This is a genomic window from Actinoallomurus sp. CA-150999 (assembly GCF_050942425.1).
Lineage (GTDB): Bacteria > Actinomycetota > Actinomycetes > Streptosporangiales > Streptosporangiaceae > Actinoallomurus.
Map to the genome: position 1 here is coordinate 10,882,697 of NZ_CP192063.1, position 26,036 is coordinate 10,908,732.

30 protein-coding genes are annotated in these 26,036 nt (G+C 70.9%); 20 read left to right on the forward strand and 10 right to left on the reverse strand.

Annotated features, from left to right (window positions below):
- The first annotated feature begins 102 nt into the window (after positions 1-102).
- The 13 genes from ACQP2O_RS50355 (at position 103) to ACQP2O_RS50415 (ending at position 11,972) form a co-directional block, all read left to right on the forward strand.
- Positions 103-906 (forward strand): GH25 family lysozyme, encoded by an 804-nt coding sequence (locus ACQP2O_RS50355; RefSeq protein ID WP_433177103.1) that lies wholly within the window; start codon positions 103-105, stop codon positions 904-906.
- A gap of 65 nt (positions 907-971) precedes the next feature.
- A complete protein-coding gene (locus ACQP2O_RS50360) occupies positions 972-1,604 on the forward strand; it encodes an HAD domain-containing protein (protein WP_433177105.1) in 633 nt (210 codons plus the stop codon).
- Between the two features lie 150 nt (positions 1,605-1,754).
- Positions 1,755-2,735 carry a trypsin-like serine peptidase gene (locus ACQP2O_RS50365; protein WP_433177107.1) on the forward strand — a complete coding sequence of 327 codons (981 nt, stop codon included), beginning with the start codon at positions 1,755-1,757 and terminating at the stop codon, positions 2,733-2,735.
- Positions 2,736-2,847: 112 nt separating this feature from the next.
- Complete coding sequence (locus ACQP2O_RS50370) at positions 2,848-3,327, forward strand: MSMEG_6728 family protein (RefSeq protein ID WP_433177109.1); 480 nt, start codon at positions 2,848-2,850, stop codon at positions 3,325-3,327.
- Positions 3,328-3,515: 188 nt separating this feature from the next.
- Entirely contained in the window at positions 3,516-5,618 is a 2,103-nt protein-coding gene (locus ACQP2O_RS50375) for a M6 family metalloprotease domain-containing protein (RefSeq protein ID WP_433177111.1), read from the forward strand.
- A gap of 198 nt (positions 5,619-5,816) precedes the next feature.
- Positions 5,817-6,239 carry a GNAT family N-acetyltransferase gene (locus tag ACQP2O_RS50380; protein WP_433177113.1) on the forward strand — a complete coding sequence of 141 codons (423 nt, stop codon included), beginning with the start codon at positions 5,817-5,819 and terminating at the stop codon, positions 6,237-6,239.
- A 228-nt stretch (positions 6,240-6,467) separates the two neighbouring features.
- Positions 6,468-8,396 carry a phosphatase PAP2 family protein gene (locus tag ACQP2O_RS50385; RefSeq protein ID WP_433177115.1) on the forward strand — a complete coding sequence of 643 codons (1,929 nt, stop codon included), beginning with the start codon at positions 6,468-6,470 and terminating at the stop codon, positions 8,394-8,396.
- Positions 8,397-8,597: 201 nt separating this feature from the next.
- On the forward strand, positions 8,598-8,762 hold the full coding sequence (locus ACQP2O_RS50390) for a hypothetical protein (protein WP_433177117.1): 165 nt from the start codon (positions 8,598-8,600) through the stop codon (positions 8,760-8,762).
- Between the two features lie 8 nt (positions 8,763-8,770).
- Entirely contained in the window at positions 8,771-9,088 is a 318-nt protein-coding gene (locus ACQP2O_RS50395) for a YciI family protein (protein ID WP_433177119.1), read from the forward strand.
- Positions 9,085-10,353: an RNA polymerase sigma factor gene (locus ACQP2O_RS50400; RefSeq protein ID WP_433177121.1), complete on the forward strand. Its 1,269-nt coding sequence runs from the start codon at positions 9,085-9,087 to the stop codon at positions 10,351-10,353. Before ACQP2O_RS50395 ends, ACQP2O_RS50400 begins: the two co-directional genes overlap by 4 nt.
- 30 nt (positions 10,354-10,383) lie before the next feature.
- Entirely contained in the window at positions 10,384-10,890 is a 507-nt protein-coding gene (locus tag ACQP2O_RS50405) for an RNA polymerase sigma factor (RefSeq protein ID WP_433177123.1), read from the forward strand.
- On the forward strand, positions 10,832-11,032 hold the full coding sequence (locus ACQP2O_RS50410) for a hypothetical protein (RefSeq protein ID WP_433191567.1): 201 nt from the start codon (positions 10,832-10,834) through the stop codon (positions 11,030-11,032). Before ACQP2O_RS50405 ends, ACQP2O_RS50410 begins: the two co-directional genes overlap by 59 nt.
- Before the next feature lie 106 nt (positions 11,033-11,138).
- Positions 11,139-11,972, forward strand: coding sequence for an alpha/beta fold hydrolase (locus tag ACQP2O_RS50415; RefSeq protein ID WP_433177125.1), 834 nt, complete (start codon positions 11,139-11,141; stop codon positions 11,970-11,972).
- A gap of 106 nt (positions 11,973-12,078) precedes the next feature.
- On the opposite strand, the gene ACQP2O_RS50420 is transcribed toward ACQP2O_RS50415, so the two are convergent.
- Genes ACQP2O_RS50420 through ACQP2O_RS50430 form a run of 3 tightly spaced genes read right to left on the reverse strand, consistent with a single transcriptional unit; the run spans position 12,079 to position 13,880 of the window.
- Entirely contained in the window at positions 12,079-12,600 is a 522-nt protein-coding gene (locus ACQP2O_RS50420) for a dCMP deaminase (protein ID WP_433177127.1), read from the reverse strand.
- A complete protein-coding gene (locus ACQP2O_RS50425) occupies positions 12,601-13,284 on the reverse strand; it encodes a RibD family protein (RefSeq protein ID WP_433177129.1) in 684 nt (227 codons plus the stop codon). It abuts the gene before it with no gap.
- A gap of 5 nt (positions 13,285-13,289) precedes the next feature.
- Positions 13,290-13,880: a DJ-1/PfpI family protein gene (locus ACQP2O_RS50430; protein WP_433177131.1), complete on the reverse strand. Its 591-nt coding sequence runs from the start codon at positions 13,878-13,880 to the stop codon at positions 13,290-13,292.
- 214 nt (positions 13,881-14,094) lie between these two features.
- On the opposite strand from ACQP2O_RS50430, the gene ACQP2O_RS50435 reads away from it, so the two are divergent.
- Positions 14,095-14,628: an RNA polymerase sigma factor gene (locus ACQP2O_RS50435; protein WP_433177133.1), complete on the forward strand. Its 534-nt coding sequence runs from the start codon at positions 14,095-14,097 to the stop codon at positions 14,626-14,628.
- The gene (locus ACQP2O_RS50440; protein ID WP_433177135.1) at positions 14,625-15,803 is read left to right on the forward strand and encodes a CU044_5270 family protein; all 1,179 of its coding nucleotides are present in this window, start codon (positions 14,625-14,627) and stop codon (positions 15,801-15,803) included. The genes ACQP2O_RS50435 and ACQP2O_RS50440 overlap by 4 nt, the downstream gene beginning before the upstream one ends.
- Before the next feature lie 183 nt (positions 15,804-15,986).
- On the opposite strand, the gene ACQP2O_RS50445 is transcribed toward ACQP2O_RS50440, so the two are convergent.
- The 5 genes from ACQP2O_RS50445 to ACQP2O_RS50465 form a co-directional block, all read right to left on the reverse strand.
- Complete coding sequence (locus tag ACQP2O_RS50445) at positions 15,987-16,964, reverse strand: NAD(P)-dependent alcohol dehydrogenase (RefSeq protein WP_433177137.1); 978 nt, start codon at positions 16,962-16,964, stop codon at positions 15,987-15,989.
- A gap of 9 nt (positions 16,965-16,973) precedes the next feature.
- Positions 16,974-17,867, reverse strand: a complete 894-nt coding sequence (locus tag ACQP2O_RS50450) for a DUF2306 domain-containing protein (protein WP_433177139.1) — start codon at positions 17,865-17,867, stop codon at positions 16,974-16,976.
- 135 nt (positions 17,868-18,002) lie between these two features.
- On the reverse strand, positions 18,003-18,674 hold the full coding sequence (locus tag ACQP2O_RS50455) for a response regulator (protein WP_433177141.1): 672 nt from the start codon (positions 18,672-18,674) through the stop codon (positions 18,003-18,005).
- Complete coding sequence (locus ACQP2O_RS50460) at positions 18,671-19,810, reverse strand: sensor histidine kinase (protein WP_433177143.1); 1,140 nt, start codon at positions 19,808-19,810, stop codon at positions 18,671-18,673. Before ACQP2O_RS50460 ends, ACQP2O_RS50455 begins: the two co-directional genes overlap by 4 nt.
- A gap of 156 nt (positions 19,811-19,966) precedes the next feature.
- A complete protein-coding gene (locus tag ACQP2O_RS50465) occupies positions 19,967-20,704 on the reverse strand; it encodes an alpha/beta fold hydrolase (RefSeq protein WP_433177145.1) in 738 nt (245 codons plus the stop codon).
- 63 nt (positions 20,705-20,767) lie between these two features.
- Here ACQP2O_RS50465 and ACQP2O_RS50470 point away from each other — a divergent pair, with 63 nt between their 5' ends.
- Complete coding sequence (locus ACQP2O_RS50470) at positions 20,768-21,790, forward strand: helix-turn-helix transcriptional regulator (RefSeq protein ID WP_433177147.1); 1,023 nt, start codon at positions 20,768-20,770, stop codon at positions 21,788-21,790.
- Here ACQP2O_RS50470 and cpt read toward each other — a convergent pair.
- Entirely contained in the window at positions 21,771-22,316 is a 546-nt protein-coding gene (cpt, locus tag ACQP2O_RS50475) for a chloramphenicol phosphotransferase CPT (RefSeq protein WP_433177149.1), read from the reverse strand. The two genes, ACQP2O_RS50470 and cpt, sit on opposite strands and share 20 nt — an antisense overlap.
- A gap of 99 nt (positions 22,317-22,415) precedes the next feature.
- On the opposite strand from cpt, the gene ACQP2O_RS50480 reads away from it, so the two are divergent.
- Positions 22,416-22,841: a YchJ family protein gene (locus ACQP2O_RS50480; RefSeq protein WP_433177150.1), complete on the forward strand. Its 426-nt coding sequence runs from the start codon at positions 22,416-22,418 to the stop codon at positions 22,839-22,841.
- Positions 22,842-22,876: 35 nt separating this feature from the next.
- On the opposite strand, the gene ACQP2O_RS50485 is transcribed toward ACQP2O_RS50480, so the two are convergent.
- Positions 22,877-23,284, reverse strand: coding sequence for an SgcJ/EcaC family oxidoreductase (locus ACQP2O_RS50485; protein ID WP_433177152.1), 408 nt, complete (start codon positions 23,282-23,284; stop codon positions 22,877-22,879).
- 223 nt (positions 23,285-23,507) lie between these two features.
- On the opposite strand from ACQP2O_RS50485, the gene ACQP2O_RS50490 reads away from it, so the two are divergent.
- The 3 genes from ACQP2O_RS50490 to ACQP2O_RS50500 all read left to right on the forward strand — a co-directional run bounded on the left by ACQP2O_RS50490 (position 23,508) and on the right by ACQP2O_RS50500 (position 26,021).
- The gene (locus ACQP2O_RS50490) at positions 23,508-23,987 is read left to right on the forward strand and encodes a MarR family winged helix-turn-helix transcriptional regulator (RefSeq protein ID WP_433177154.1); all 480 of its coding nucleotides are present in this window, start codon (positions 23,508-23,510) and stop codon (positions 23,985-23,987) included.
- A gap of 247 nt (positions 23,988-24,234) precedes the next feature.
- Positions 24,235-25,167, forward strand: coding sequence for an ABC transporter ATP-binding protein (locus tag ACQP2O_RS50495; RefSeq protein ID WP_433177156.1), 933 nt, complete (start codon positions 24,235-24,237; stop codon positions 25,165-25,167).
- Positions 25,164-26,021: an ABC transporter ATP-binding protein gene (locus ACQP2O_RS50500; RefSeq protein WP_433177158.1), complete on the forward strand. Its 858-nt coding sequence runs from the start codon at positions 25,164-25,166 to the stop codon at positions 26,019-26,021. Before ACQP2O_RS50495 ends, ACQP2O_RS50500 begins: the two co-directional genes overlap by 4 nt.
- Positions 26,022-26,036 lie beyond the last annotated feature (15 nt).

Sequence of the window (26,036 nt, forward strand, 5' to 3'; positions counted from 1 at the left end):
GTCGCGCGTGGGCAAGGTCAAACTTCGGCAAAGATCATGTTCTGCCGTGAAACGGGCGATACGGTCCCCCGGATCAAGATCACTGTCCGAGGAGCCTCATCCGTGCGGAAGACCGCTCTCGTCTCCCTGACCGTCGCCGCGGCCACGAGCCTGGCCTGCACCACGCTGACCGGCTGCTCCTCGACGTCGCCCCGGGCGGCCGACGCGAGCCAGAGCGCCGCCGGTCCGGCGGTCCAGCCCCAGGACAGCACCGTACGCCCGGACTCCCGGCCGAAGGGCCTCATCCCCGGCGTCGACGTCAGCGCCTACCAGAAGAAGATCAACTGGTCGACCGTCAAGGCACGGGGCAGCCGGTTCGCCTACGTCAAGGCGACCGAGGGCGTGCGATACGTCAGCTCCACCTTCGCGGCGCAGTACGCCGGCGCCCGCAATGCCGGACTGGCCCACGGCGCGTACCACTTCGCCACCCCGAACACCGCGAGCGGCAAGCGCCAGGCCGACTACTTCCTCGCGCACGGCGGCGGAGGCAAGGCCGATGGGCACACCCTGCCCGGGGTCCTCGACATCGAGAAGAACCCCTACGGCAAGGACAAGTGCTACGGCCTGAGCCACGCGAAGATGGTCGCCTGGATCAGCGCCTTCCTGAAGGAGTACCACGCCCGTACGGGCCGCCGGGCGGTCATCAACACCTTCAAGGACTGGTGGATCGACTGCACCGGCAACGCGAAGGCGTTCTCCGCCACGGACCGGCTGTGGGTCAACGACCACAAGGCCACCGCCCGCAAGGTCCCGGTCCCGTCGGCGTGGAGCTCGTACACGATCTGGCAGTGGACCGAGAAGGGCGCCTACGGCGACGAGGACTACGTCAAGTCGGCCACCGTCTACCGGAAACTGCTCGCCGGCTGACCACGCGGCCCTCTTGTCGGTGCCGGGCGGCACACTGAGCCGCGACGCCCGGAGAAGGGTCGGCCATGCACGGCCCCTGGGTTACGCCGGCCGGGCTCGTCGTGGACCATGATCGGGTGGCCTGGGGCATCGGCGGGGCGCCGCGGCCTGGCAGCCGACCGGCGACCAGGCCGCTGTTGTACGTGGACATCGACGGGGTGCTGAACCCCACGGACCCAGCGAACGGCGACGGCTTCACCGCGCACACGATCGGCGCGCTCACCGTGCGCCTCTCCGAGGAGCACGGGGCCTGGCTGAGAGAGCTCGCCGACCGCTACGAGCTGGTCTGGGCGAGCACGTGGGAACACCTCGCCAACGAGTACGTCGGCCCGCTGCTCGGTCTTCCCGAGCTGCCCGTCGTCGAGTTCTCGGCATACCGAAGACGGCGGGACGATCCGAGATTTCCCATCCTCGAACTCTTCGAGATGGCCAAGTGGGCGCCCGTCCTCCGGCACGCCGACGGACGCCCGTTCGCCTGGATCGACGACGTCATCCCGGCACGGATCAAGCGCCAGGCATGGCCGTACCGCGGCATCCTGCTGAGCCCCGTCGATCCTCGGAACGGCCTTACCCGGCACCATGTGGACCGGCTTCTCGCCTGGCCCCGGGCGAACCGCTGCCCTGATTCGGAAATCATCGACCGGCCTGGAAATCGATGATCCCCGTGGCGTGAGACATCGGCGGGACCACGGTGGGTCTGCGGGCCCAATCGTGCCCGTCTCGTATTGATCCGTAGGTCTCTGGTGCGATTCCCTCCTTTATCAAAGGATCTGTTCGCTGATCATTTCGAGCGAGCGGGGAATCATTTCGTGAAAAGAATCATCATTTGGAGTGCGCTGGTCGCGATGCCGCTCCTGACCATCGGAGGACAGGCAGAGGCCAAGACGAAGGCCGGTGGCGGGCATGCCGTGGTCCTCGACGTACCCGCGAAGGAGGCCGCCGCCGCGGCGGCGTACTGGACCCCGGCGCGCATGGCCGCGGCCACCCCGCTCGACGCGGGCCGGCCCAGCGGAACGGCCCAGGCCCCGGCCGTGTCGGCCCAGGCCAAGTGCGACGACTGGAACGTCACCTGTTCTTGGGAAGGCAGCCCGGTGATCGGCGCCATCTTCCAGCACACGGGCAGCGGCGATCACACGTGCACGGCGAGCGTGGTTCACAGCGCCAAGCGGAACGTGCTCATCACGGCGGCGCACTGCCTCTACCACAAGAGCACCGGGCAGGCGCGGCTCCTCGCGTTCGTCCCCAAATACCACAACGGGGCGCGGCCGTACGGCATCTTCACCTTCCGCCACATCGTCGTGGACAGCCGCTGGAAGTCGAAGGAGGACCCCGACCTCGACTTCGGGTTCGTCTCCACCAACAAGGGGGGTTCCAGCAACCCGGCCAACTCGCGAGGGCGGTGGATCGAGAACGTCGTCGGCGCCAACCGGCTGCTCATCAACCAGGCGCACAGCGGCGTCCCGGTCATGATCGCCGGCCATCCGGTGAAGACGGAGGCCTACAACGACAGCCCCGTCTACTGCTACACGCACACGCACAAGTACTCGGCGTTCCAGATGTACTTCGACTGCACCTATCACGACAGCGGGAATCTGCGGGGAAGCGGCTTCGGGAACGGCACGAGCGGCAGTCCCTGGCTCACGCACTACGACGGGACCACCAAGCGCGGTGACGTCATCGGTGTGATCGGCGGCTACCAGAAAGGTGGACCGCCCGGCGGCCGGTCGTACAGCGCCTACTTCGACCACGACATCCAGACGCTGAAGAATCAGGTCGACCGCCTGAACTGATCGCGTCCCACCGTTCCTTGCCGGCGGCCGATGAGCGGCCGCCGGCTCTCGCGGGTAGGAAACCGGGACGGCCGGTTTCCCGCTCCGGCCGAGAGCACGCTCCGGGAGCGCGATGCAGACCTTCCTGCCCTACGCCGACTTCGCCGCCACGGCGCGGGTCCTCGATCTGCGGCGGCTGGGCAAGCAGCGGGTCGAGGCGCTGCAGGTGCTGCGCGGGCTGACGGTCCCCGGGTACGGCTGGCGGCATCACCCGGCGGTCCGGATGTGGGCGGGGTACGAGGAGGCGTTGACGCGGTACGGGCTGGAGATCTGCCGTCAGTGGTGCAGCGTCGGGCGCCGGGACACCTGCGCCGCGAGCCTGGGCGCCGAGCTGCGGACGGCGAAGCGGATCGCCACCCCGCGGGATCAGGCCGGGCTGGCCGAGGCCGGCGCCCTGCCGCCGTGGCTGGGCGACCCCGAGTTCCACCGCAGCCACCAGTCCGCGCTTCTCCGCAAGGACCCCGCCCACTACGACCGGTACTTCCCGGGCGTCCCGGACGACCTGCCGTACGTCTGGCCCGTCCCCGACCGCGCGGACGCGGCGGATCTCTAAGGCGACCACGACCGGGTCGTGCGCCGTGATCTCCCCAGCGGACGGAGATGGCCGGACCTCGCCACTGCCCGCTTTGTCCCTGGCGCGGACCGGGACCGCGGGAGATGATCAACTTTCCGGTCGCTCCTGACACCCAGATCCCCGGGAGCGGACGGTGACGTGGCCCCCTCCCCGAAAGAGGAGATGTCATGGGTGATCCCGCCCGGTTCGCCGGCGTGCGTACGAAGCGGCCCCGGAGAGTGTTCGCCGCGTGCGCGCTGCTCTCGACGGCGGTGCTGCTGCTGTCCGGCACGCCCGCCACCGCCGCGGTCGCGAAACCGCCGAAGCCGACTCCGAATCCCTGGCAGATGCGGCACTGGCCGCAGACCCAGCCCTGGCAGCGGGCGCAGCCGCTGCGGACGTACGCCCAGAACACACCCCGGCCGATCGATCCGCAGAACTACGAGCTGCCGGACACGATGACCTGGGACGACTACAAGGCGATCCCGAACACCCACTGGAACGACCCGGCTCGCACGGGCTCGATCAAGAACTTCAAGGGCGCGCTCGTCCTGGTCGACTACCCGAACCAGTCGTTCGTCGTCTCCCAGCCGAAGAACTCCACCATCTACGGCAACCCCACGTCGGTCAGTGACGTGCCGCGGGACCAGGTGCCGCAGTTCTACCAGGACTTCCTCAACAAGCCCGGGACGCTCAACCGCGGCCACACCATCCATGAGTACTGGATGGAGGACTCCGGCGGGCGGTACGGCATCGACCTGAAGGCGTTCGGGCCGTACCGGATGCCCGCCAAGAGTCATGAGTACGGCGTCGAGTCGAGCATGCAGGGCGGCCAGGGCTGCCCGGCGGGCGACACCTGTGGTCGCGACTTCCGCAAGGACGCGCGGGCGGCGTGGATCGCGGACGTCGGCGAGCAGGTCGCGTCGCAGTACGACTTCGTGTTCTTCCTCAGCGCCGGGCAGGACGAGTCGTCGACCTGGCAGGAGTTCGGGCAGATGAAGTTCAACACCCGCGAGGACGTCACCGACGACTGGGGGCCGCCGGACCCCGCGCTGCCGAACTGGAACAAGACCCGCTACGTCGACTGGACGTCCTGGCAGGCCTCCGCCAACATCTGGCCGAACGCCGCCGACGGAAGCTCCATCCAGGCCGAGAGCTCCGGCATGAGCACCTACGCCCACGAGTTCAGCCACATCCTGGGGATCGGCGACAACTACAACAACCCGTACTCGGTCCCGGCGCGCCGCGACTACTCCGGGCCGTGGGAGATGCTGAGCCGGGGGACGTTCAACGGTCCGGGCGGCCCGCACAGCCGCTGGCTGGTCCCCGGTACGGCCGGCAGCTCGATGGGCGCCCAGCACATGCTGCGCAACAAGATGAAGCTCGGCATCGTCGACCCGTCGAACGTCCTGAACCTGTCCCGCGGCGGCATCACCGGGTCGGGCGTCGTCGTGGCGAAGGTGAAGGCGCGCGAGGCGCAGCCCGCGTCCGGCGAACTCTCCGGGATCAACCTGACGATGAACGGCGGCGACCACGACCCGGCCTGCGACGCCGCGAAAGACCCGCTCTGCGACGGCGGCGGCTACGACAACTACACCGTCGAGGTCGTCGACCGCATGGGCTTCGACTCGTTCACCCCGGACAGCGGCGTGCTGCTCGCCAAGACCAAGAACCGCGACGACGCCCCGTTCATCTGGACCATCGACGCCCACCCGCAGGACATCGACAAAGTCGACTTCGTCCTGCCGAACGGCACCCCGCAGAAGATGACGATCGGCGACTACCGGCAGCTGTCGGACGCCCTGTTCCACGCGGGCACCGACTCGGGCAGCGAGTACGAGTACGTCGACCAGGCCAACCGGCTGCACTTCTACGTGCTCGACATCAAGCGCGACAAGACCGGCATCCTGGCGTACACGGTCGCGATCCGGTCGCTGGACGGCAGCGGGACGCAGCGCCGGGGCGTACGCCTGTCGCCGGGCGCCGGCGTCTCCGCCCCGCAGCGCGGATGGGCCCGCTGCACGCTGCCACTGCGCAACACCGGAACGGCCGGAACCGCCCCGTACGGCGACTCCGACGTCTACCGCCTGTCCGCGACCACGGTGGGCAAGGGCTGGACGGCCTGGCTCCCCAACGCCCTCGCCACGGCGAAGGCGGGACAGGGTACGGCGGTGCAGGTGTACGCCAAGCGCGCCGCCGGCGGGTCCCACGCCGGTCAGGTCCGGCTGACCGCGACCTCCGAGAGCGACCCGGCCAAGAAGGCGACCACCACCTGCACCGTCGCCGGCTGACCTGGGCGGCCGTTCCGCCAGAGGACGCTCCTCCGGCGGAACGACCGCGCCCCTGAGCAGCCGGCGCGACACGGTCGGCGCAGGACGGTCGGCCCGGGATGGCCTGCACGGTACGGCCAGCGCGGCACGGCCAGCGCGGCACGGCTGGCGTGGGGCGCCGGGCGCTGCTGGGTCTCCGGCTGCCGGTACGTTCGTCGCGTGAACGACGTCAAGATCCGGTACGGGCGGGCCGACGAGGCGGAGACGGTCCTGGCCTTCTGGAAGTCGGCGGCCGAGGGGACCGACCGGCACGATTCGGTCGCGGCCTATCACGCGCTGGTCGCGCGCGACCCGGAGGCCGTGCTGCTCGCGGAGCTCGACGGCGCGCTCGTCGGCACTCTGATCGCCGGCTGGGACGGGTGGCGGGCGCACCTCTACCGCCTCGCCGTGCATCCGGACCACCGCCGCAAGGGCATCGCCCGCGCTCTGATCGGCTTCGCCGAGCAGCGGATGCGGGAGTTCGGCGCCTTCCGCGTCGACGCGATGGTGCTGGACGACAACGACCTGGCCGCTCCCGCCTGGACCGCCGCCGGCTATCACCCGCAGCCGGAATGGAGCCGCTGGGTCAAGCGCCTCCCCTGACCGCAGCGGCCCCGGGCTCGCACGGCGGCGTCAGCATGGTGGACCGGCGCGACCGCCGACCGTAGGCGCAGGTGTCGCAGGCCGTGAGGTGCGGCGTTCACATCGCGCACATCCGCCGTTCGCCGCTCGGTCGCCGCCGTACCCGATGCTGCGCCGGGGACCTCTCTGAGCCGCTCCCCGCCTCATCGCTCAAAGCCACCTGCCCCGTGGCCTGCTCAAAGGACGAACGTGACGTCTCCTGCGACCCCCGTGGATCGACGGCGTTTTCTGCGCACCTCTCTCGGCGCCTCGGCCGCCGTCCTGACCGCGCCGACCGTCCTCAGTCCGCTCGTCGACCCGCGACGCGCCGACGCGGTCACCTCCGCGACCGGACCGTCGTCCACCGCCTTCGTCGACGCGTACACCACCAACACCATGGCGGACCTGACCGCCGCGGGCAACGCCGCCGTACGCGCCCTTGGCGGCTTCGCCGATCTGTGGCACACCGGCGACGCCTGGAACACCGGGACCGTCCTCGACCACGAGACGCTGCGCGCCAACATGCGCTACTGCGCCGCGATCACGCGCGCTCGTACGGAAGCGGAGGCGAAGGACGCCTTCATCCACGACCGGCAGCACCAGAGCTACGGGGTCATCGCCGGACTCGGTCCGCTCGCGTCGTACTACTACGCGGGGGCCAAGGCCGTCACCGGCATCACCTCCGCTCCGGACGGCACCCCGGCCGGTCTCGTCGACGACGCCGTCCCGCCCGGCGCTCCGGCCGGGTCGGCCATCGGCGCGGGCTCGCCCGACTCCGACCTCGGCCGCGTCGTTCAGCTCGTGAACACGCTGCGCGGGCCGTACGCCTCCGGGAACCCGAGCAAGTTCGCCTACCAGTACCCGCGTCCGTGGCGGATGACCGAGGAAAGCACGGTCGTGGACACCGGCAAGGTGGACGCGCTGGGCTTCCCCGTCTATGAGTCGGACGTCGTCGTGGCCCCGCAACTCCTGCGGCAGCGCGGGACGACGCCCGCCAGTGACGGAGGCTTCCCGAGCGGCCACACCAACGCCTTCCATCTCGCCTCGCTCGCCCTCGCGTACGCCGTGCCTGAACGGTTCCAGGAGCTCGTCGCGCACGCCTCGGTCCTCTCACACACCCGGATCGTGGCCGGCATGCACTCCACCGTGGACGTCATCGGCGGCCGGATCCTGGCCACCGCGCTCGCCGCGGCCACGTTGTACGACCCGGCCAACGCGTCGCTCAAGGCCGCCGCGCGGGCGCAGGCCGCGGCGTACTTCCAGGCCCGCACCGGCAGCACCGCCGACACCCTCTTCGCCTTCGCGCACTCCGCCGGCCCGGACACCGACCCGTACGCCGACCGTGCCGCGAACGCGACCCAGGTGACCCGGCGCTCGACCTACGTCCTGCGGCGGCGGGGGCGGGACGTCCCGCTGACCGTGCCGAAGGGCGCCGAGGTCCTGCTGGAAACGCGCCAGCCGTACCTGACGGCCGAGCAGCGCCGCGCCGTCCTCCGCTCCACCGCGCTGCCCGCCGGGTATCCGCTGCTGGACGGGTACGAGGGATGGGGACGGCTCGACCTCTTCGCCGCGGCGGACGGCTATGGCCGCTTCGAGTCGGACGTCCGAGTCACGCTCACCGCGGCCGACGGCGGCCTTGCCGCCGCCGACAGCTGGCGCAACGACATCGACGGCCCCGGTGGCCTGGTCAAGCTCGGCACCGGCGCGCTCACGCTCACCGGCCGCAATCGCTACACCGGCGGCACGGCCGTCGACGCCGGAACGCTCGTCGCCGCGTCCACGACCGCCCTCGGCTCCGGCGACGTACGGCTCCGCGGCGGGACACTCCGGGTGGCGCCCGCGACCCCGCTTCACGTCCGAGGGACGTTCGCCCAGGGCGCCGGGGGGACGCTCGAGGTGACGCTGGACCATCACCGCCGGGCGGCACTGGACGTCGAGGGCCGGGCCCGCCTCGACGGCGGCGCCCTCAGGCTCGCCCTGGACCCGGTGGCCCGGCCGCCGTACGGCGCCGTGCTCCCGGTTCTGCGGGCGCGCGTCTTCGACGGCCGGTTCGCCGCCGTCACGGTCGATGTTCCCGGCGTGCACGCCGAGCCGGTCTACACGCGACACGGCGTCTCCGTACGGCTCTCCGCGCGGTAGGGCCGACTCGCTCCAGGCGCCGGCCCGGGAACAGGTCTGCCGCGCGGATCTCAGCAGAATCGCGCGACACCCGCACCGGGCGACGACCGGTGCGGAAAGAAGTCGACGGTCACTGTCCATCCCGGGTCCTCCCGTTCGTCGTGGTGCTGTCGGACGAATCCGGAGGCGCCCCCGCCCGGGGCGCGGGACAGGAGAATCGCCATGACCGATCCGTTCAGCGCGCTCGTCATGCAGGCGTTCGCCGCCCGATCGGAGCGGTCCGCCCTGCCGGACGCACCCGTCACCCCGATGCGGCGGCGCGGAAGGATCTCCATCATCGGGGCGCTCGTCCGGCGCGCGACCACACCGACCGACCGGGAGGCATGATGCGGTACATGATGTTGATCTGCATTGACGAGACCCTCGGGATAAACCCGGAGAACGCCGATCCCACGGCGTGGGTCACGGAGATGGAGCGCCGCGGCGCACGCCTGCAGGGATCGCGGCTGCGGCCGGTGAGCGACGCCACGACCGTCCGGGCCCGCGGTGATGAGGTGCTGCTGTCCGACGGGCCGTTCGCCGAGACGAAGGAGCAGGTGGGAGGCTTCGACATCATCGAGTGCGCGGACCTCGACGAGGCGATCGAGATCGCGTCCAAGCACCCGGCCGCCCGGTTCGGGTCGATCGAGCTCAGACCGCTGTGGGAGGAATGACGCCCGAGGTCGAGGCGGCGATCGCCGCCGCGTTCCGGGAGGAGCGGGGAAGCGTCATCGCCACCCTGATCCGGGCGACCGGTGACTGGGACCTCGCCGAGGAATGCACGCAGGAGGCCTTCGCGCTCGCGCTGGAACGCTGGCCGCGCGACGGCCTCCCGCGCCGCCCCGGCGCCTGGCTCACCACGGCGGCGCGCAACCGCGCCGTGGACCGGCTCCGCCGGCGATCGACCGAGGCCGACAAGCTCCGGCAGGTCGCGGCGGCCGTTCGGCCGGGCGATGAGGCCGTCGACGAGAGCGGCGTGCCGGACGACCGGCTGCGGCTGATCTTCACCTGCTGCCACCCCGCCTTGGCCCTCGAGGCGAGAGTGGCCCTCACCCTGCGGACGCTGGCCGGTCTGACCACCGCCGAGATCGCCCGGGCGTTCCTGGTCCCGGAGCAGACGATGGCCAAGCGCCTGGTCCGGGCGAAGCAGAAGATCCGGAACGCCGGCATCCCCTACCGCGTGCCACCGGCCCACCTGCTGCCCGAGCGAACGGGAGGGGTCCTCGCCGTCCTCTACCTGCTGTTCAACGAGGGGTACGCGGCGAGCGCGGGCGCGGACCTCATGCGGCACGACCTGTGCGCCGAGGCCATCCGGCTGGGCCGCCTCCTCGTACGGCTGATGCCGGACGAACCCGAGGCCCCCGGCCTGCTCGCGCTCATGCTCCTCCACCACGCCCGCCGCGCCGCCCGCGTCGACGACACCGGCACGCTGGTGACCCTGGAGGACCAGGACCGTACGCGCTGGGATCGCGGTGAGATCGACGAGGGGGCCGCCATCCTGGAGGGGGCCCTGCGGCGAGGCCGACCTGGGCCGTTCCAGATCCAGGCCGCCATCGCGGCCTGCCACGCCACGGCGGCCGACGCGGCCGACACCGACTGGGCGCAGATCGCCGCGCTGTACGGGGAACTGGCACGGATCGTCCCGTCCGCGGTCGTACGGCTGAACCAAGCGGTCGCGGTGGCGATGGCCGAGGGCCCGGCGGCGGGCCTGGCGATCGTGGAGTCCCTGGAGGCGTCGGGCGACGCGGCCGGCTACCGCCTGCTGCCCGCGACGCGCGCCGACCTGCTCCGCCGCCTCGGTCGCCTCGGCGAGGCCGCCGACGCCTACCGCGACGCGCTCGCCCTGGCGGCGACCGAGGCCGAGCAGCGCTACCTGACCCGCCGCCTCGCCGAGACGACGGACCCGGGAGCCGAGGGGAACGTCATCGCCGGCGGGTGAAAGAAATCCGGTGGGGTCGGACATGTGGGGGTGCCGACCGAACACCGCCCGAGGCCGTCCGAGGAGGACGAACCCCCATTGGACAAAGACGAGTTCGCCGCCGTCTACGGGCAGAACTACCGACCCCTGCTCGGCTACGCACTGTGGCGCTGTCATTCCCCCGACGACGCCGCCGACGTGGTGGCCGAGACGTTCGCCATCGCCTGGCGTCGGGCGGACGACCTGCCGCCCGGTGACGAGACCCGCCTCTGGCTGTACGGGGCGGCGCGCCGGGTGCTGGCCAACCATCGCCGCGGCGAGCGAAGACACGCGATCAAGACGGCGATGCTCCGCGACGAGTTGGCCGTCCTGCCGACCGCGTCCTCGGACACGCCAGGTCTACGGTATCCAGCGCCCCGCCGCGGGCGACAACCCGGCGAGCCTGCACCTGACCGGACGTACCGTCGCCGACGCGCTGGCCCGGCTGCGCAAGCGGAAGATGACGGCCGCCTATCTCATCGGGGAGTTCAAGAAGGACGGCTCAGGAAGCTCCTATGACCCGCCGCCCTCCTGGCGCCCCCAAGGCGACCGGCGCGTCACGGGCGCGTGGATGCGCAGTTCCGACTCGGTCACCCTCCTGGTCTCCGAGGCCAAGGGCGACCCGGCTCCCTACCCGCACGCCGGCGGGCTCCCCTTCTGACATCGAGGCCGCGGACGTGCCCCCGGTGGACGGCGCGGCACCCGCCGGGGGGCAGGTCCGCACCCTGAATTGCCCCCGGCCCTGCCTCTGTGGTCGTCTTGGGCGCATGCCGACCTTCTCGTCCCATGACGGCACGGTCCTGGCCTACCGTCTCGCGGGTCAGGGCGAGCCGCTCGTATGCCTTGCGGGAGGCCCTGGTCGGCCGTCGGGATACCTGGGCGACCTCGGCGGCCTCGCGACCACCCGACGGTTGATCCTCCTGGACAACCGTGGGACCGGTGGCTCGGCGGCGCCCGAGGACCCGCGCACGTACGGGGTCGGCAGGCTCGTCGCCGACGTCGAGGCGCTCCGGGAGCACCTCGGGCTGGAGAGCATGGACCTGCTCGGCCATTCCGCGGCCGCCGACCTGGCCGTGCTCTACGCGGCACGCCACCCGCACCGGATCCGCCGGCTCGTCCTGGTGACACCGAGCCCGCGCGCCGTCGGTCTCGACCCGACCGACGAGGAATGGTTCGCCGCGGTCGAGCGCCGGTCCGGGGAGCCGTGGTACGCGACCGCCCGCGCCGCACTCGACGCCTGGGACGCCGGCGACGAACGGGACGAGACCCGCCGGGCCACCCGCCCCTTCCTCTACAGCCCCTGGAACGACGTCGCCGAGGCGCACGACCGGTCGTTCCCGGCCGTACGGGCTGCCGCGCAGGGGTTCCACGGCAGGGGCACCTTCGACCCGGACGCGACCCGCACGGCCGTCAAGGGGCTGCCGGCGCCCGTCCTGGTCATCGCCGGAGAGGACGACCTGGCCCCGACCGCCGACCATGCCGCCGCGTACGCCGCGCTCTTCCCCGACGCGCGCGCCGCCTCCGTGCCGGGAGCCCACTTCCCCTGGGTCACCGCCCCGAAGGAGTTCACCGCGACCGTGGAACGATTCCTCGGCGCCTGATCGCGCGGGTCGGGTCACGGTCCTGGACGGGTCGTGTTCGGCCGGCGGCTTGTCCGACCAGGCCTGGTCCGGACGCCCCGGTGTCCGGGTGCCGGCTCGACGACGTTCACGCGGTCAGCGAGGTAGCGCCTCTCGCTCGGGTTAATGATCGGGCGTTGGCGTCCGGGTCGAGGATGTGGGTGTTCGCCGCCGCTGCCGCCTCGGCCAGTTCGGGCACCTCCACGACGGTGATCCCGGCGGCTTGCAGGGCATCGGCCCCGTGGGCGTCGGTGACGAAGACCGGTGGTTCGCGCCACGCGATGACCACCCGCCTGATCCCGGAGGCGATGATCAGCTCAGTGCACGTGTGGGGCCCGGAGTTGCGCCGGGTGCAGGGTTCGAGGGAGCTGTAGAGCGTGGCACCGGGCAGGCGCTCGTCGTCGGGCGCGATCTTGCTCAGGGCGGACTCTTCGGCGTGGAAGTGCGGTCGCTCCCGCGAGAAGCCCTGAGAGATCTCGCTTCCCTGCCCGTCCACGATCACGCATCCGACCGAGAACGCGGTGTCACTGGGCGGGCACTGCTTGGCCAGGCCGATGGCGAAGGACAGCCATCCGTAGTCTTCCGAGCGGCTGGGGGATACGAGGGGCAACTACTCGACCTTCTCCTTGGGGAGGTAGCGCAAAAATGCTATGTCCCCGATCGTGCGTGCCTCCGCGAGCCTCATCCGGTCCCCCGGCCCGTTGGGGAAGTCCCCTGGATTGACGAACCGCGGGGCGGCGGGGTCACCGAGGAAGAACGGCGCGATGGCGAGGTGGATCTCATCGGCCAGGCCGGCGGTGAGGAACTGCGTGTGGATCGTCCCGCCGCCTTCGACCATGAGCCGTTCGACGCCCCGCCGGCCGAGGTCATCGAGCATGGCCTCGAAATCGAGGCCGGCGCCGAGACCCGCGACGCCGGCCAGGTCCCCCAGCCGTTCCCGCAGCCCGGGAACGGCCGAGTCCGGGCAGTAGATGAGCTTGTCGCCGCCGTGGTGCCAGAACTTCAGGTCCGGGTCGAGGTCACCGCTGCGGGTGACGGTGACCTTCAACGGGTACGGCGGCAGGCCGCGTGCCTCACGCTCGTCGCGCCGCTCGGCGGAGTTCACCAGCAGCTTGGGGTTGTCCCGCCGCAGGGTGGTGGCGCCGATGAGGATGGCGTCGGACTCGGCGCGTACCTGGTCGACGCGGTCGAGGTCGGCCTCATTCGACAGCACCAGGCGGTCGGGAGTGGCGTCGTCGATGTAACCGTCGATGGACGCGGCCACACTGAGCAGCACGTACGGTCGCGTGGTCATTTCCGCTACGCCTTCTTGGGCGCGTGCCATACGCGCCCTTGCCGCGTGTATTCGATCGACCGAGAGACCCGGTCGGCGACATTCGACCCGAGCTCGCGCTCCGTGATCCACAGCCCCAGGTCCAGCCCGGCGGTGAGACCTCCGGCGGTGATCCGGTCGCCGTCGTCGACGACGCGTGCGTCGACGACCTCGGCGACGTACGGGGCGAGTTCCTCGAACGCGTTCCGGTTGGTGGTGGCGTAACGGTCGGTCAACAGGCCGGCCGCCGCAAGCAGCATCGTGCCCGTGCACACCGATGCGAGCCATCGCGTGTCCGGCGCGATCTCCACCAGTCTCTTCGGGAGGATTCCACGCTCGGCCTGGGCCCATGATCCCTGTTCGGCGTGGTTCAGCCAGCCACCGCCGGGGACGACGACCCCGTCTCCCGTGCCGAGCACCGCTGAGATGTTCAGGCTGACTCCGCGCATGCTCGTGACCACGCCGGGACGCTCGACGGCGACCAGGTCCACGTCGAAACCGGCGCTGGACAGGACCTCGAACGGACCGAACACGTCGATCTCATCGAAACCATCGAACACCACGATCTCAACGCGCATCTCAGCCGCCAATCAGCAACAGGACGGCCAGATTATCAATGTGCCTCACAGCCCCGACCGTACGACGCTGCCCCCCGATCCGGGGACTGATCGACGCCGTACCTCCGAGGCCCGGCGCGGCTCAAGGCATGCCAGAGTTCTTGATCATTCGCCGTAACGTTCGTCGTCCCGCGGCCACTTCGTCGTGACAAAGCCCCCGAATCTGGGAGAGCGAGTGGATGACGACAGAGAACGGTTCACCGCGCTGTACGACGCGTACCGGATGCGGGTGTGGGCGTACGCCGCCAGCCGTGTCGGCGGGCAGGCCGCCGACGAGGTCGTGAGCGAGACGTTCATGGTGGCGTGGCGGCGCTTCGGAGAGATGCCGTCCGCGTCGTTGCCGTGGCTGCTCGGTGTCGCCCGCAACGTGATCCGTGACTCCGTACGGGCGCAGACGCGGCGGGATTCCCTCGCCGCGGAACTGCGACGGTGGACGACAGAAGCACAGTCCGACGTCGCCGACGGTGTCGTCGACCGCATCGCGATGCTGCGCGCCCTCGCCGCGCTCTCCGATGGCGACCGTGAGCTGCTCACCCTCGTCGCCTGGCAGGGCCTGAGCTCCCGGGAGGCCGCGCGCGTCCTCGGATGCAGCGTGGCGTCGCTGCGCGTACGGCTGCACCGGGCGCGCAGGCGGCTGACCGCGGCGATGAGCCGGCAAGCGCAGGAGGCGTCACAGCACCGCACCGCGATCGAAGTGGAGTTCTCGTGAAGGACATCATGCAGGAACTGGCCGACGCCCGGCCGGCCCACCTCAGCGGTGCCGGAGGGATCGGTGAAGAGGTCCGCCGGAGCGAACTGGGCCGGGCGTTCGGTCAACCGCGGGAGGCCGTACGGCGGCGGAGGCATGTTCGGCGGTTCGTCCCGGCGGTCGCCGCGGGTGCGGTCGCGGTGACGGCGACCGTCCTGGTCGCGGGTACGGGCGGAGGCACACCGACACCGGGCAGGTCCACGGGCACGCCGTTCCAGGGACAGAACGTGCTCTTGGCCGCCGCGGACGAGGCGGCCAAGCAGCCGATGGGAAAGTACTGGTACACCGACCAGATCAGCGGACCGTCCTTCATCGTCAAGGGTGGATATGCCGTCACCTGCGCGCACGATGAGACCTTCGAGTGGACGGCGGTCGAGGCCGGCGGCGGCCACCTGTTCTACGGGCGCGACCTTCCCGCCCGTCCGCTGACCAAGGAGGACGAGGCCGCCTGGCGCAGGGCGGGATCCCCGAAGAGCTTCCACGTGTGGAGCACCGACCACTACGTCCCCTGCACCACGGCGGCGGGGAGCTGGAAGCCGGATACCGACCATGAGAACGGCGGAACCTTCTCCGCGCTGGGCTCCGGTGTCCGGCTGACGGCCGCCCAGGCGCAGAACCTGCCGCCGGATCCCGCCAAGCTCACAAAGATGTTCCTGATGCGGAACCAGAGCGTTAAGGGCAAAGCGTCCCCTGAGTATGCGAAGTGGGCCGCCGGCAACCCGGCAAATGCGGCTCTGAACGCTCATGAGGCGTTCAGCAGCGTCCCGCTGCCGCCCAAGGTTCGCGCCGCGCTGATGCGGGCGCTGGCCGTCCAGCCCGGCGTGCGCAACCTCGGCACGATGACCGACCCGCTCGGACGGCGCGCCATCGCGATCGGCGCGGACTGGAGCGACACGGCCCCTGAACCCGGCAAGGACGGAAAGCTCATCTGGACGAAGAGCGCCTATGCAAAGCGGGAAGTCCTGCTGTTCGACCCGAACACCGGGGAATACCTCGGCGACGAGCAGGTGCTCGTCGAGCCGGGTGGCGAGTACCGCACCCGCAAGCCCGGCTTCGTGATCGGTTACTCGCTACTGCGGAGCTCGGGCTGGACGAACAAGAAGCCGTCCCCGCCGTCGGAGCTCCCGTTCAAATGACCATCGCCGACGCGTCGGCTCGGCAGGACGCATCGCCCTGAAGCACGGCGTGGAGTCGGCCGCACGTAGGACACCCGTGGCGGGGCTGGACCGCGGTCGGTGCGGCGACCGGCACGCACCCGTCCGTACCTGCCAGAACGGCCAAGGGCGTCTCTTCGAGGAAGAGACGCCCTTGTCAGGGTCTCACCGAACGGTGACGACGAGCTTGCCGCGGGCGTGCCCCTGCTCGACGTGGCGCAGGGCTTCGGCGGTGTCGACCAGCTGGTAGGTCCGGCCGAGGATCGGCGTCAGCTTCCCGTCCTGGATGAGCCGGGTGACGGCGAGCAGGTCGTCCCGGCTCTGGCGGGTCATCAGCGGCCGGAGCCGCTGCCGGACGAAGCCGTTGACGACGGCCGCGCGGAGCATGGCGCCGACCGCCCCGACCACGCGGCCGGGTGAGCCTCCGGCGTTGAGCACGAGGATCCCCTTCGGGGTGAGCGCCGCGCGCAACCGGTTCAGCGGCCGGTTGCCCACGTTGTCGAGGATCACGTCGTAGCGCAGGCGTCCGTCGGCGAAGTCCTCGGTCGTGTAGTCGATGACGTGCGCGGCGCCGATGGAGCGCACGAGTTCGACGTTGGCCGTGCCGCACACGCCCGTGACGTCCGCGCCCAGCGCCGTCGCGATCTGGACGGCGTACGTGCCGACGCCGCCGGCAGCGCCGTTCACGAGCACCCGCTGCCCGGCCCGGACCTCGCCGACGTCCCGTACGGCGCGCAGGGCGGTCGTCGCCGCCATCGGGACCGCCGCCGCCTGCTCGAAGGTCAGATCGGCCGGCTTGGGCACCACCTTGTCCGCCGTGGTCCGCGCGTACTCGGCGAACGCGCCCGGGCAGAAGCCGAGCACCTCGTCGCCGGGCCGCAGGCCGCGTACGTTCGCGCCGACCGCCTCCACCAGTCCCGCCGCGTCGATCCCGACCACCGGTGTCTTCGGCCTGAGCAGCCCCACTCCCCCCATGAGCCGCGCGATGCGGGGGTCGCCGCGGAGCATGTGCCAGTCGTACGGGTTGAGCGCGGCCGCGTGCACCTGCACCAGCACGTCGTCCGGCCCGATCTCAGGCGGGTCGGTGTCCGCCAGCCGCAGGACGTCGGGCGGGCCGAACCGTTCCTGGACGATCGCCTTCATCTGATCTCCTCAAAGCTCGCATGGCGTGGTGGTCACAGCCGCCGAATCCGCGTGACGGGCCGACGGCCGGCCGGCGGGTGCCGGCACCGCTCGCGAATCCGCGTACGGCGGCGACGGGGTGTGTGGAGGAGGCACGGAACGGCTCGGTCGGCCGCCTCCAGATGACGCGACCGAACGGCTCGGGCGGTGCCTGCGGATGAGCCATTCGGCGAAGGCGAGATTGATCAGCCAGCCCGCGGCCATGGTCAGCGCATTGCTGGGCTTGCCGAGCGGCCCGACCAGCAGGATCCAGGTGACCTGAGTGAACACCTGAGTGCCCGCGCCGAGCCCGATCGCGTACCCGCGGATCATCCAGGCGCGATGCCGGGCGATGTCCCGCCGCCGGATCGCGGCGAAACCGAGGACGATGGAGAGGATCATGGCCGAGCCGAACACGAGCCGGAGGCCGCTGAGGAGATCGCCTGTGTTGTCGGGACGGGGGTAGAACACGGTCATCCACAGGCCCGAAAGCGCTGCGGCGAGTCCGGACGGCACCAGGAGCCGCCCGACGACGCGGTGTCGGCCGGGCTTCCGGCGGCGGAGGCCCGGGAGGAACTGGAAAGCGCCTAGAACGCTGTACAGCGTGACACTGATGATGTGCACGATCACGGGTACGGGCGACGCGAAGAACCGGGCGTTCTCGGGCGTGACGACCGCACCGCCGAGCAGCTCGGCCAGGCGGGCCATGCCGGCGGACACCGGAACGACGGTGAGCACGAGCAGCCCTGCGGCCACGCGCCGGTCCGCCCTGGCGGAGACCGGGCGTTTTACCTTGGCGGAGGGGGTCACGGCGAAGTCCCTTCTGGGGTCCGATCGACGGACGGCTCGCGTCGCGGTGACGTGGTCGGCGGCCGCGTCGGTCATGACTCGATCGTGACCGCCGGTGCGGTGCGATTCATCGATAGAAGGGCCTGAGCCGAGTCGGCCGATCATCCGACGGAAGGGCCGTACTTTCGGCCGATGAGCCTGCGCGCCTCCGGGGCCTGCGCGCCTCCGGGGTCAGCGCGTCCCGAACCGGTTGCCGACGCGCTTCGTCTCGTAAGCCCAGATGGCGATGTCAACGCGGTTCCGGACACCGAGCTTGACCATCAGGCTGGTGATGTGCGTCTTGACCGTGCTGAGCGTGATGTGAAGCTCGCGGGCGATCTCGCTGTTGGTCCGCCCCCGTGCCACGGCGGCGAGGATCTGCTCCTCCCGATCCGTGAGCGCGTCGATGGGCTGGACCGTCGCCGGCGCGGGTGCGGCGTCGGCGAAGGCCCGCAGGAGTCGTGCGGTGATGCTCGGGGCGATGAGCGCCTCGCCGTCGGCGGCGGCATGGACAGCCTGGGCGAGCAGGTCGGGGCCCGCGTCTTTGAGCAGGAATCCCCGGGCGCCGGCCTTGAGCGCGGCGTAGACGTATTCGTCGAGGTCGAAGGTGGTGATGACGACGACGGCGAGAGGAGCCTCGACCGCCGGACCGGCGAGGACGCGGGTGGCTTCGATGCCGTCCATGCCCGGCATGCGGATGTCGAACAGGCACACGTCCGGGCGTTCGCGCTGGGCGAGTTCGACGGCTCGCCGTCCGTCGGCGGCCTCGCCGACGACGTCGATGCCCGGCTGCGCGTTCAGGATCATCCGGAGGCCGGTGCGGACGATCTCCTGATCGTCCGCGACGATCACCCGGATGCTCATCTCGCCCACCCGGCACGCGGCAGTACGGCGGTCACGGTCCAGCCTCTCTCGGGGTCGGGGCCGGCCTCGCAGGTGCCGCCGAGGAGGCCGGCGCGTTCGCTCATGCCGATGAGCCCGTATCCCGGCGACGCGGCCGGGCGTATGAGGCTGGTGTCGCCGTCGTCGTTCACCCACAGGCGCACCGATACGTCGTCGGCGGCGACATGGACGTCAATGCGGGTCGCGTGTCGCGCGTGCCGCCGGGCGTTGGTGACCGACTCCTGGGCCAGGCGGTAGATGGCCGCGGCGACCGACGGCGGGAGATCGCCGAGGTCACCGTTGATCTCTACCTGCACGGACGGGCCGTTGTGTGTCCGGCTCGCGAGTCCTTGGAGATCGGTGACGTGCGGGCTGGGCGCCAGCTCCGCCGGCTGGTCGCGGCGGAGGGCGCGGACGATGGTGCGCATCTCGGAAAGGGTGCGCGACGCTTCCTTCTCGATCAGGCGAAGCGCGTCGGTGGCGGCGTCCGGGTCCGAAGGCGAGGTCGCCAGACCCGCCTGGGCGCGGATCGCGATCGCCGAGACGTGATGCGCGACGGTGTCGTGAAGGTCGCGGGCCAGGCGTTCCCGTTCGAGCAGCTTGACCTGATCGAGCGCGCGCATCCTCGCGCCGGCCCGATACCGGAATGCCCCGCCCAGCGCCATCGCGGCGAACAGGATGGCGAACGCGGCCACCGTACTGCCAGGGCTCATGTCGCCGGAGATCAGCGAGACGACGACCTTGGCCGTGATGATCACCGACCCGGCCACGGCCTCGCGTCCGGACCCCCACCGGAACAACGCGTAGGGGAAGAGCACCATGTACACCTGGGTGTTCAGCCCTGGCGGGGCTCCGGTCGTGAGTAACGCGGCAAGGCCGCAGGCGCCGAAGGCGATCGCCACCATCAGCAGCGGTCTGGTCCGGCGCCACAGCAGCGTGGGCACCAGCCCGACGGTGAGGATCAGCGAGAGCATCCGCCACGGAACATCCGGCCGGAAGACTCCTTCGAGCACCGCGGCCGGCACGAGCACCCCGACGAGCGCCCAGTCCCTCCACACCCGCGTCGGCGGGTCGGGGGGACGAGGCTCCTGCCACACCGAGCGGAGGAGGGCGAACACGACACCATGGTACGAAGGACCGCGCCGTACGCCAGGTGCTGTCGTCGGTCTCATTCGGCGAGCGCTCGCGGTGACGGGTCGCGGTACGGCCATGGGGACGGGCCTGGGCGCAGACAGGACCAGGCCCTCCCCAGGGGGCGCCATGCGGACGGGCGGTCAGCCTGCCTCGTGCAGGATCGCCGCCAGCTCGCCGGGCCGGTCGAACATCGGCCAGTGCCAGCCGGACAGCTCCCGGTGATCCCAGTCATCGCCTGCCATGTGCCGGAAGGCGGGAACGACCGCGGCCATCGCCCGGACCTCCTCCACCCCGAAGCTGCACAGCACGTGCAGTCGCGGCAACTTCTCCCAGGCCCCTGTCAGCCGGACCGGCGTGGTGGCGGTGGCCCACGGCTGCGGCGCCGACAGCCGCGTCAGCCGCTCGAGCGTGTCGTCGGACAGCTCGGACGCACCGGCGGCGAGCTGCGGCCACGGTGGGGCTGGTAGCTGCCAGCCGTCGCCCACCAGTTCGGCGTTGCGGGCCTGATCCTCCGGCGAGGTGAACTCCGCCTGGGACATCCCATCCGGCAGCGGTCCGCTGTCGATGAACACCAGCCGGGCGATCCGGTCCGGCATCCGGTCCGGCATCCGGTCCGCCACGCTCGGGATCACCGCCGCACCGGCGTAGCTGTGCCCGACCAGCACCACGTCGTGCAGGTCCTCGTAACGGATCAGGTTGAGCACGTCGGTGACGTGCGTCTCCAGGTCGGTGTCGGGCCGGGCCAGGTGCGCCCGCTCGCCCATCCCGGTCAGGCTGAGCGGGTGGACGTCGTGCCCGCGGCCGCGCAGCTCGGCCGTCACCGGGCGCCAGGCCCAGGCGCCGAGCCAGAACCCGGGGAGAAGTACGTATGTCGTCATGAGTGCGACGCTAGGCCGGATACAGGACAGGATCCGCCCGGTATTCGCGGCAAACTTTCAGGCATGACCCGACCGACCGCCCGCGTGCTCGCCCTGCTGGAGATCCTCCAGGCCGGCGGCACCCGCACCGTCTCCGACCTGGCCGACCGGCTCGGCGTGGACGAACGCACCGTCCGGCGCTATATCGACCACCTGATCGACCTGGAGGTCCCGGTCCGATCGGTACGCGGCCGGTACGGCGGCTACCGGCTCGCCCCCGGATACCGGATGCCGCCGCTGATGCTCACCGACGAGGAGGCCCTGGCCGTGCTGCTCGGCCTGGTCGTGGGCCGTCGCGCCGGGCTGGTGACCACGTCCGTCGCGGCGATGGAGAGCGCCGCCGCCAAGGTGCGCCGCGTGCTGCCCGAGGCGCTCGGCCGCCGGCTGGAGGCGCTGCTGGCCACCACCGAGTTCACCACTCCGGCCCGGCGCGTGGCCACCCCGGAGACGGGCGTGCTGCTGATGCTCGCGGAGGCCGCGCGGCACCGCCGGCCGGTCGCCCTCGGCTACCAGGCCTGGAACGGGCGGCGCAGCGAACGCACCGTGCACCCGTACGGGATCGTCCTCCACTCCGGACGCTGGTACGTGACCGGCGCCGACTCGGACCGCGGCGAGGTGCGTACGTTCCGGCTGGACCGGATCGAGACCGCGACGACGTTGCCGGGGTCGTTCGAGGTGCCGGAGGGGTTCGACCCGACCGCCCGGGTGCTGTCCGGGCTCGCCGCGGTGCCCTACCTGCACGAGGTATCGCTACGGGTCCAGGGCACGGCCGAGCAGGTCCGGTCCCGGCTCCCGGCCGGTATCGCCACCGTGCACGAGCTCCCGGCGGATCCCGCCACGGAGGCAGTCCATGATCTGCCAGGGCCTGCCGAGGATTGGGTACGGGTCCGGCTGCGGGCCGAGCGGCTGGACTGGGCCGCCGCCAGCCTCGCCTGGCTGGACCGCCCGTTCGTGATCGAGTCGCCGGACGCCCTGCGCGACCACGTCCACGCCCTGGCCCGCCGGCTCGCGACCTGCGCCGACGCGGTTACGGGCGACTCAAGCTGAGCTGAGCGGCGATGGTCCGCGCACACTCCAGGGACTCGGTCCGGGTGGTGTCCACCTCCAGGTCATAGAGCACGCCCCGATGGGCCGCCTCCGCCTGCGACGCGGCCATTCCCCGGGCCCGATCCCCCCGGGCGATCTCGCGGCCCGCGGCGACCGCGCTCTCGCACCTGACGCCGACCCACAGCACGTCCAGTCCGGAAAGGGCCTTCTGCCACCGCTGCTGGGACTCCGCTCCGCCGAGGAAGACGTCATCGACGACGACCCGGGCACCGGCGCGGGCCATCGCGGCGATCCCCTCCATCCACGCCGCTTCCAGCTCCCGGAACACCGACCCGACGCTCACTCCGCCATCCGCGGCGAACCCGATCCCGGTCTCCGATGTCCGCATGGACGCGGGCATCGCCTCGACGAGCGTGTCGACGCTGACGGCGAGCCACGGATCCGGCAGCACCGCCTGCAGACACCTGGCGATCCCGGACTTGCCCGAGCTGGATCCGCCGTTCAGCACGATCACCTGAGTCGTCACCGCGCCACAGTAGAGGCACTGCCCGCGATCTCTTTCGGCAGGGCCGCCCTGCTGCTACGAGTGGCCACAGTGATGGTCTCGTGGCGACACAATGAGAAGATGACCCAGTCCGATCCGGGTGCACAATGCTTCTGCGGGTTGCCCGCACCGTACGACGACTGTTGTGGGCGTTTTCACCGCGGCGAGATGAAGGCCCCGACCGCGGAGCGGCTCATGCGCTCGCGGTTCAGCGCCTTCTGCGTGGATGACGAGGGCTACCTCCTGCGTACGTGGCATCCGTCGACGCGGCCACCGCACATCGACTTCGACGAGTCCCTGCGCTGGCAGCGCCTCGAAGTCCTCCGAACGGCCGGCGGAAGCTACCTCGACACCGAGGGAACCGTCCTCTTCCGTGCCCACTACGTTCAGCGGAACCGCCCCGGGCTGATGGAGGAACACAGCCGCTTCGTCCTCCAGGACGGCACCTGGTCATACCTCGGCCCTCTCCCCTCCCTGCCACCGATCACGCCCGCCCGGGGGCGGTAGGACGGCGGCGCCTCGCACGTGCGCTCGTGCGGTCGTCAAGCGCGGTAAGTGCGCTTGGCGCGACGGCTCATCTCGGTGTTCTGGAACGCGACGCACTCCCATCGCCCGTCCCGGCGACGCAGGGTGTAGGTCTGGAACTTGTCGTAGTCGATGTTGTTGCCTTTGCCGATGCCGCCGACCGTGGTCACCACGGCGGTGTCGGTGTCCACAGTGCGCACGTCGATGGGGCTGATGATCATCCGCGTGCCCTTCTGCCACTTCGTGAACACCTCGTGGTGGGTCTGGCCGATGGCGGCCCTGCCGAACATCGCGTCACCGAGGAAGATCACGTACGAGGCGTCTTCGGCGAACTGCCGAGCGTAGGCATCGGCGTCGCCGACGTCCCATGCCTGCCGGATTCGCTCCAGGAATGCCTCAACGGTGTCACGGCCGGTCGTCTCCATGATCATCTCCGCTTTCAGGGCCCTGTTTCGGGCAGTCGGGGGCGACACGCCAGGGCGATCGAGCCCAGGTCGTTCCAACTGAAACTACTCTGACCGAAATTACTGCGCAAGTGAGTGATCTCGTCTCTGGCGTAGAGCCGCCGGCCGCCACACCTCCACCCACGGCGCACCCCGCGCTCCCATCGTTTCAAGTGAAATCGTTTGGTACTGATATGTTGCTGGCATGCGGAAATCGCCTGCCACACGTGGTGTCGGACGCGATGAGCCGCTGGGTTTCGTGATCGCCTCGGTGGGCTACGCGGCGTCGCTGGCGTTCGAGTCCGCGCTGTCGCCGACCGGCCTGCATCCTCGCCACTTCGCCATACTCAAAGGGTTGAGAGACGGCGAAGCCCAGTCGCAGCAGCAACTCGCGGCGTCGCTCGGAATTCCCGCCAGCCGTCTCGTCGGCCTGTTGGACGTGCTGGTCGAACACGGTTTCGTCGAACGGCGAGACTCCCCGACCGACCGGCGCGTCAAGCTGGTCCGGCTACTGGAGTCGGGGCGGGAAGAACTGCAGAAGCTGATCGCGCTCGCCGGAGAGTCCGAACGGCAGGTCACCGCCGGCCTCACGGCCGCAGACGCAGCGGAGCTTCGTCGGCTCCTCGGCATCGTCCACGCCAACGTGACAGAGGAGCCCGACGGCGTCCGCACCCGCGTCTGGTGACCAGCGTCTTCGCGCGACCCGGCGTTCTGTCCGCCGTTGTCCGTCCGTCGGCTTGCTCCGGGCGACTCTCAGCCGGGAGCGCAATCGCTGGACCTCGTGGAGAAGCGGCGACTAAGAACGCTTCGTAGCCGAATGAGCCGCTGTACACGCTCGACCGACCGTAGCTGGAAGTCTGGGCTGTAATGCCCCGAGACGGCCTATAGAGTCTGGCCCAAGATCAGCATGACTCCCGGGCCGGAGGAGGGGCATGTCGAGCACGCCGCTGTCCCTGCCTCAGCCGCCTCAGCGAGCGCCGGAGTTCGGGCGGGACGCGCTGATCGTCTGCGAGAGCCTGGTGCGGATCTACCAGTCCGGGTCGGTCGAGGTGCAGGCGCTACAGGGGCTGGACCTGGTCGTGGACAGCGGCGAGATGGTCGCCGTCGTCGGGGCGTCCGGGTCGGGCAAGTCGACATTACTGTCCATCCTCGCCGGGATCGACGCCCCCACCGCCGGGCAGGCGCGCGTCGACCGGTGGAACCTGCTGTCGATGTCCCGTGCCGACCGTGTGCACTACCGGCGGCACACCGTCGGATTCGTCCGGCAGCAGACGGCCGGCAACCTCGTGCCCTACCTCACCGCGCGCCAGATGATCGACCTGCCGATGACGATGGCCCGCACACCGGCCCGTGCCCGCCGCGCCCGTAGCGCCGAGCTGCTGGACGCCCTCGGCGTCGCCGACTGCGCCGACCGGCGTCCCGCCCAGCTGTCCGGCGGGCAGCAAATGCGTGTCGCGATCGCGGTGGCCCTCGCCAACGAGCCCCGCGTTCTGCTGGCCGACGAGCCGACCGGCGAGCTAGACACCGCCACCTCCGCGGAGGTCTTCGGAACGTTGCGGAACGTCAACCGGCAGCTCGGCGTCACCATCGTCGTCGTGACCCACGACCCCGAGGTCAGCGGCCAGGTCGAGCGGACCGTGGCGATCCGCGACGGGCGTACCAGCAGCGAGGTGCTACGCCGCACCGCCACCAGCGACGACGGCGGCACGCACATGATCGCCGAGGAGTACGCCGTGATGGACCGCGCCGGAAGGGTCCAGGTGCCGCGCGACTACCGCGAGGCGCTGGCGCTGACCAGACGGGTCCGACTGGCGCTGGAGGCCGACCACGTCGCGATCCGCCCCGACCTCGACGGGCACGCATGAGTTCCGGTCCGGTCGGCCCGCTGGTCACCGTGCGCGGCGTTCACCGGCGCTTCGGGTCCGGGCCGACCGCCGTCCACGCTCTGCGGGACGTGTCGTTCGACGTCGCCGCCGGGACCATGGTCGTCCTCGTGGGCCGATCCGGCTCCGGCAAGACCACCCTGCTCAACGTCATCGGCGGCCTGGACCGCCCGGACGCCGGCACCGTTCTGGTCGACGGTACCGACGTCACCGCCCTCGACGAGGATGGCCTGTCCCGGCTGCGGCGCAAGAAGGTCGCTTACGTCTTTCAGACCTTCGGGCTGATCCCAGTGTTGACGGCCGCGGAGAACGTTGGTGCCCCGTTGCGCCTGGCCCGCGTCCCCTCGCGGGAACGCGAGCGCCGTGTCGAGCTGCTGCTGGAGCTCGTTGGCCTGGCCGACCACGCCCAGCAGCGTCCGGGCGAACTGTCCGGCGGCCAGCAGCAGCGGGTGGCCATCGCCCGAGCCTTGGCCGCGTCGCCTCGGCTGTTGATCGCCGACGAGCCGACCGGGCAGCTGGACGCCGAGACGGGCCTGTCGGTGATGGCGCTGCTGCGCGGAGTCGTGGAGTCCGAGGGCGTCACGGCGGTGGTGTCCACGCACGACCCGGTGATGATCGCGCTGGCGGACCGGGTGATCCGGATCAACGACGGGCAGCTCGACGAGCAGGTCGAAGGTCAGCCGGACGGGAAGGCCGAAGGGCAGATCGACGGGCGGCTCAACGGGCAGGCCCAAGCGCAGCTGGAAGCACGGGACGAAGGGCAGCCGGACCGGCAGGCCCAAGGGCAGTCGGAAGGGCAGGTCGAGGGGCGGCTCGACGGGCAGGGAGCCTCGTGATCCTTCGGAGCGGCC

Coding starts and splice junctions, on each gene's coding strand:
- ACQP2O_RS50485 (WP_433177152.1), bottom strand. CDS start 23,284: ATGGAGACGACCGGCCGTGACACCGTTGAGGCATTCCTGGAGCGAATC.
- ACQP2O_RS50445 (WP_433177137.1), bottom strand. CDS start 16,964: ATGAAGGCGATCGTCCAGGAACGGTTCGGCCCGCCCGACGTCCTGCGG.
- ACQP2O_RS50410 (WP_433191567.1), top strand. CDS start 10,832: ATGACGGCCGCCTATCTCATCGGGGAGTTCAAGAAGGACGGCTCAGGA.
- ACQP2O_RS50370 (WP_433177109.1), top strand. CDS start 2,848: ATGCAGACCTTCCTGCCCTACGCCGACTTCGCCGCCACGGCGCGGGTC.
- ACQP2O_RS50470 (WP_433177147.1), top strand. CDS start 20,768: ATGACCCGACCGACCGCCCGCGTGCTCGCCCTGCTGGAGATCCTCCAG.
- ACQP2O_RS50395 (WP_433177119.1), top strand. CDS start 8,771: ATGATGTTGATCTGCATTGACGAGACCCTCGGGATAAACCCGGAGAAC.
- ACQP2O_RS50455 (WP_433177141.1), bottom strand. CDS start 18,674: ATGAGCATCCGGGTGATCGTCGCGGACGATCAGGAGATCGTCCGCACC.
- ACQP2O_RS50360 (WP_433177105.1), top strand. CDS start 972: ATGCACGGCCCCTGGGTTACGCCGGCCGGGCTCGTCGTGGACCATGAT.
- ACQP2O_RS50430 (WP_433177131.1), bottom strand. CDS start 13,880: ATGCGCGTTGAGATCGTGGTGTTCGATGGTTTCGATGAGATCGACGTG.
- ACQP2O_RS50465 (WP_433177145.1), bottom strand. CDS start 20,704: ATGACGACATACGTACTTCTCCCCGGGTTCTGGCTCGGCGCCTGGGCC.
- ACQP2O_RS50490 (WP_433177154.1), top strand. CDS start 23,508: ATGCGGAAATCGCCTGCCACACGTGGTGTCGGACGCGATGAGCCGCTG.
- ACQP2O_RS50375 (WP_433177111.1), top strand. CDS start 3,516: ATGGGTGATCCCGCCCGGTTCGCCGGCGTGCGTACGAAGCGGCCCCGG.
- ACQP2O_RS50450 (WP_433177139.1), bottom strand. CDS start 17,867: ATGACCGACGCGGCCGCCGACCACGTCACCGCGACGCGAGCCGTCCGT.
- ACQP2O_RS50500 (WP_433177158.1), top strand. CDS start 25,164: ATGAGTTCCGGTCCGGTCGGCCCGCTGGTCACCGTGCGCGGCGTTCAC.
- ACQP2O_RS50415 (WP_433177125.1), top strand. CDS start 11,139: ATGCCGACCTTCTCGTCCCATGACGGCACGGTCCTGGCCTACCGTCTC.
- ACQP2O_RS50425 (WP_433177129.1), bottom strand. CDS start 13,284: ATGACCACGCGACCGTACGTGCTGCTCAGTGTGGCCGCGTCCATCGAC.
- ACQP2O_RS50400 (WP_433177121.1), top strand. CDS start 9,085: ATGACGCCCGAGGTCGAGGCGGCGATCGCCGCCGCGTTCCGGGAGGAG.
- ACQP2O_RS50495 (WP_433177156.1), top strand. CDS start 24,235: ATGTCGAGCACGCCGCTGTCCCTGCCTCAGCCGCCTCAGCGAGCGCCG.
- ACQP2O_RS50390 (WP_433177117.1), top strand. CDS start 8,598: ATGACCGATCCGTTCAGCGCGCTCGTCATGCAGGCGTTCGCCGCCCGA.
- ACQP2O_RS50480 (WP_433177150.1), top strand. CDS start 22,416: ATGACCCAGTCCGATCCGGGTGCACAATGCTTCTGCGGGTTGCCCGCA.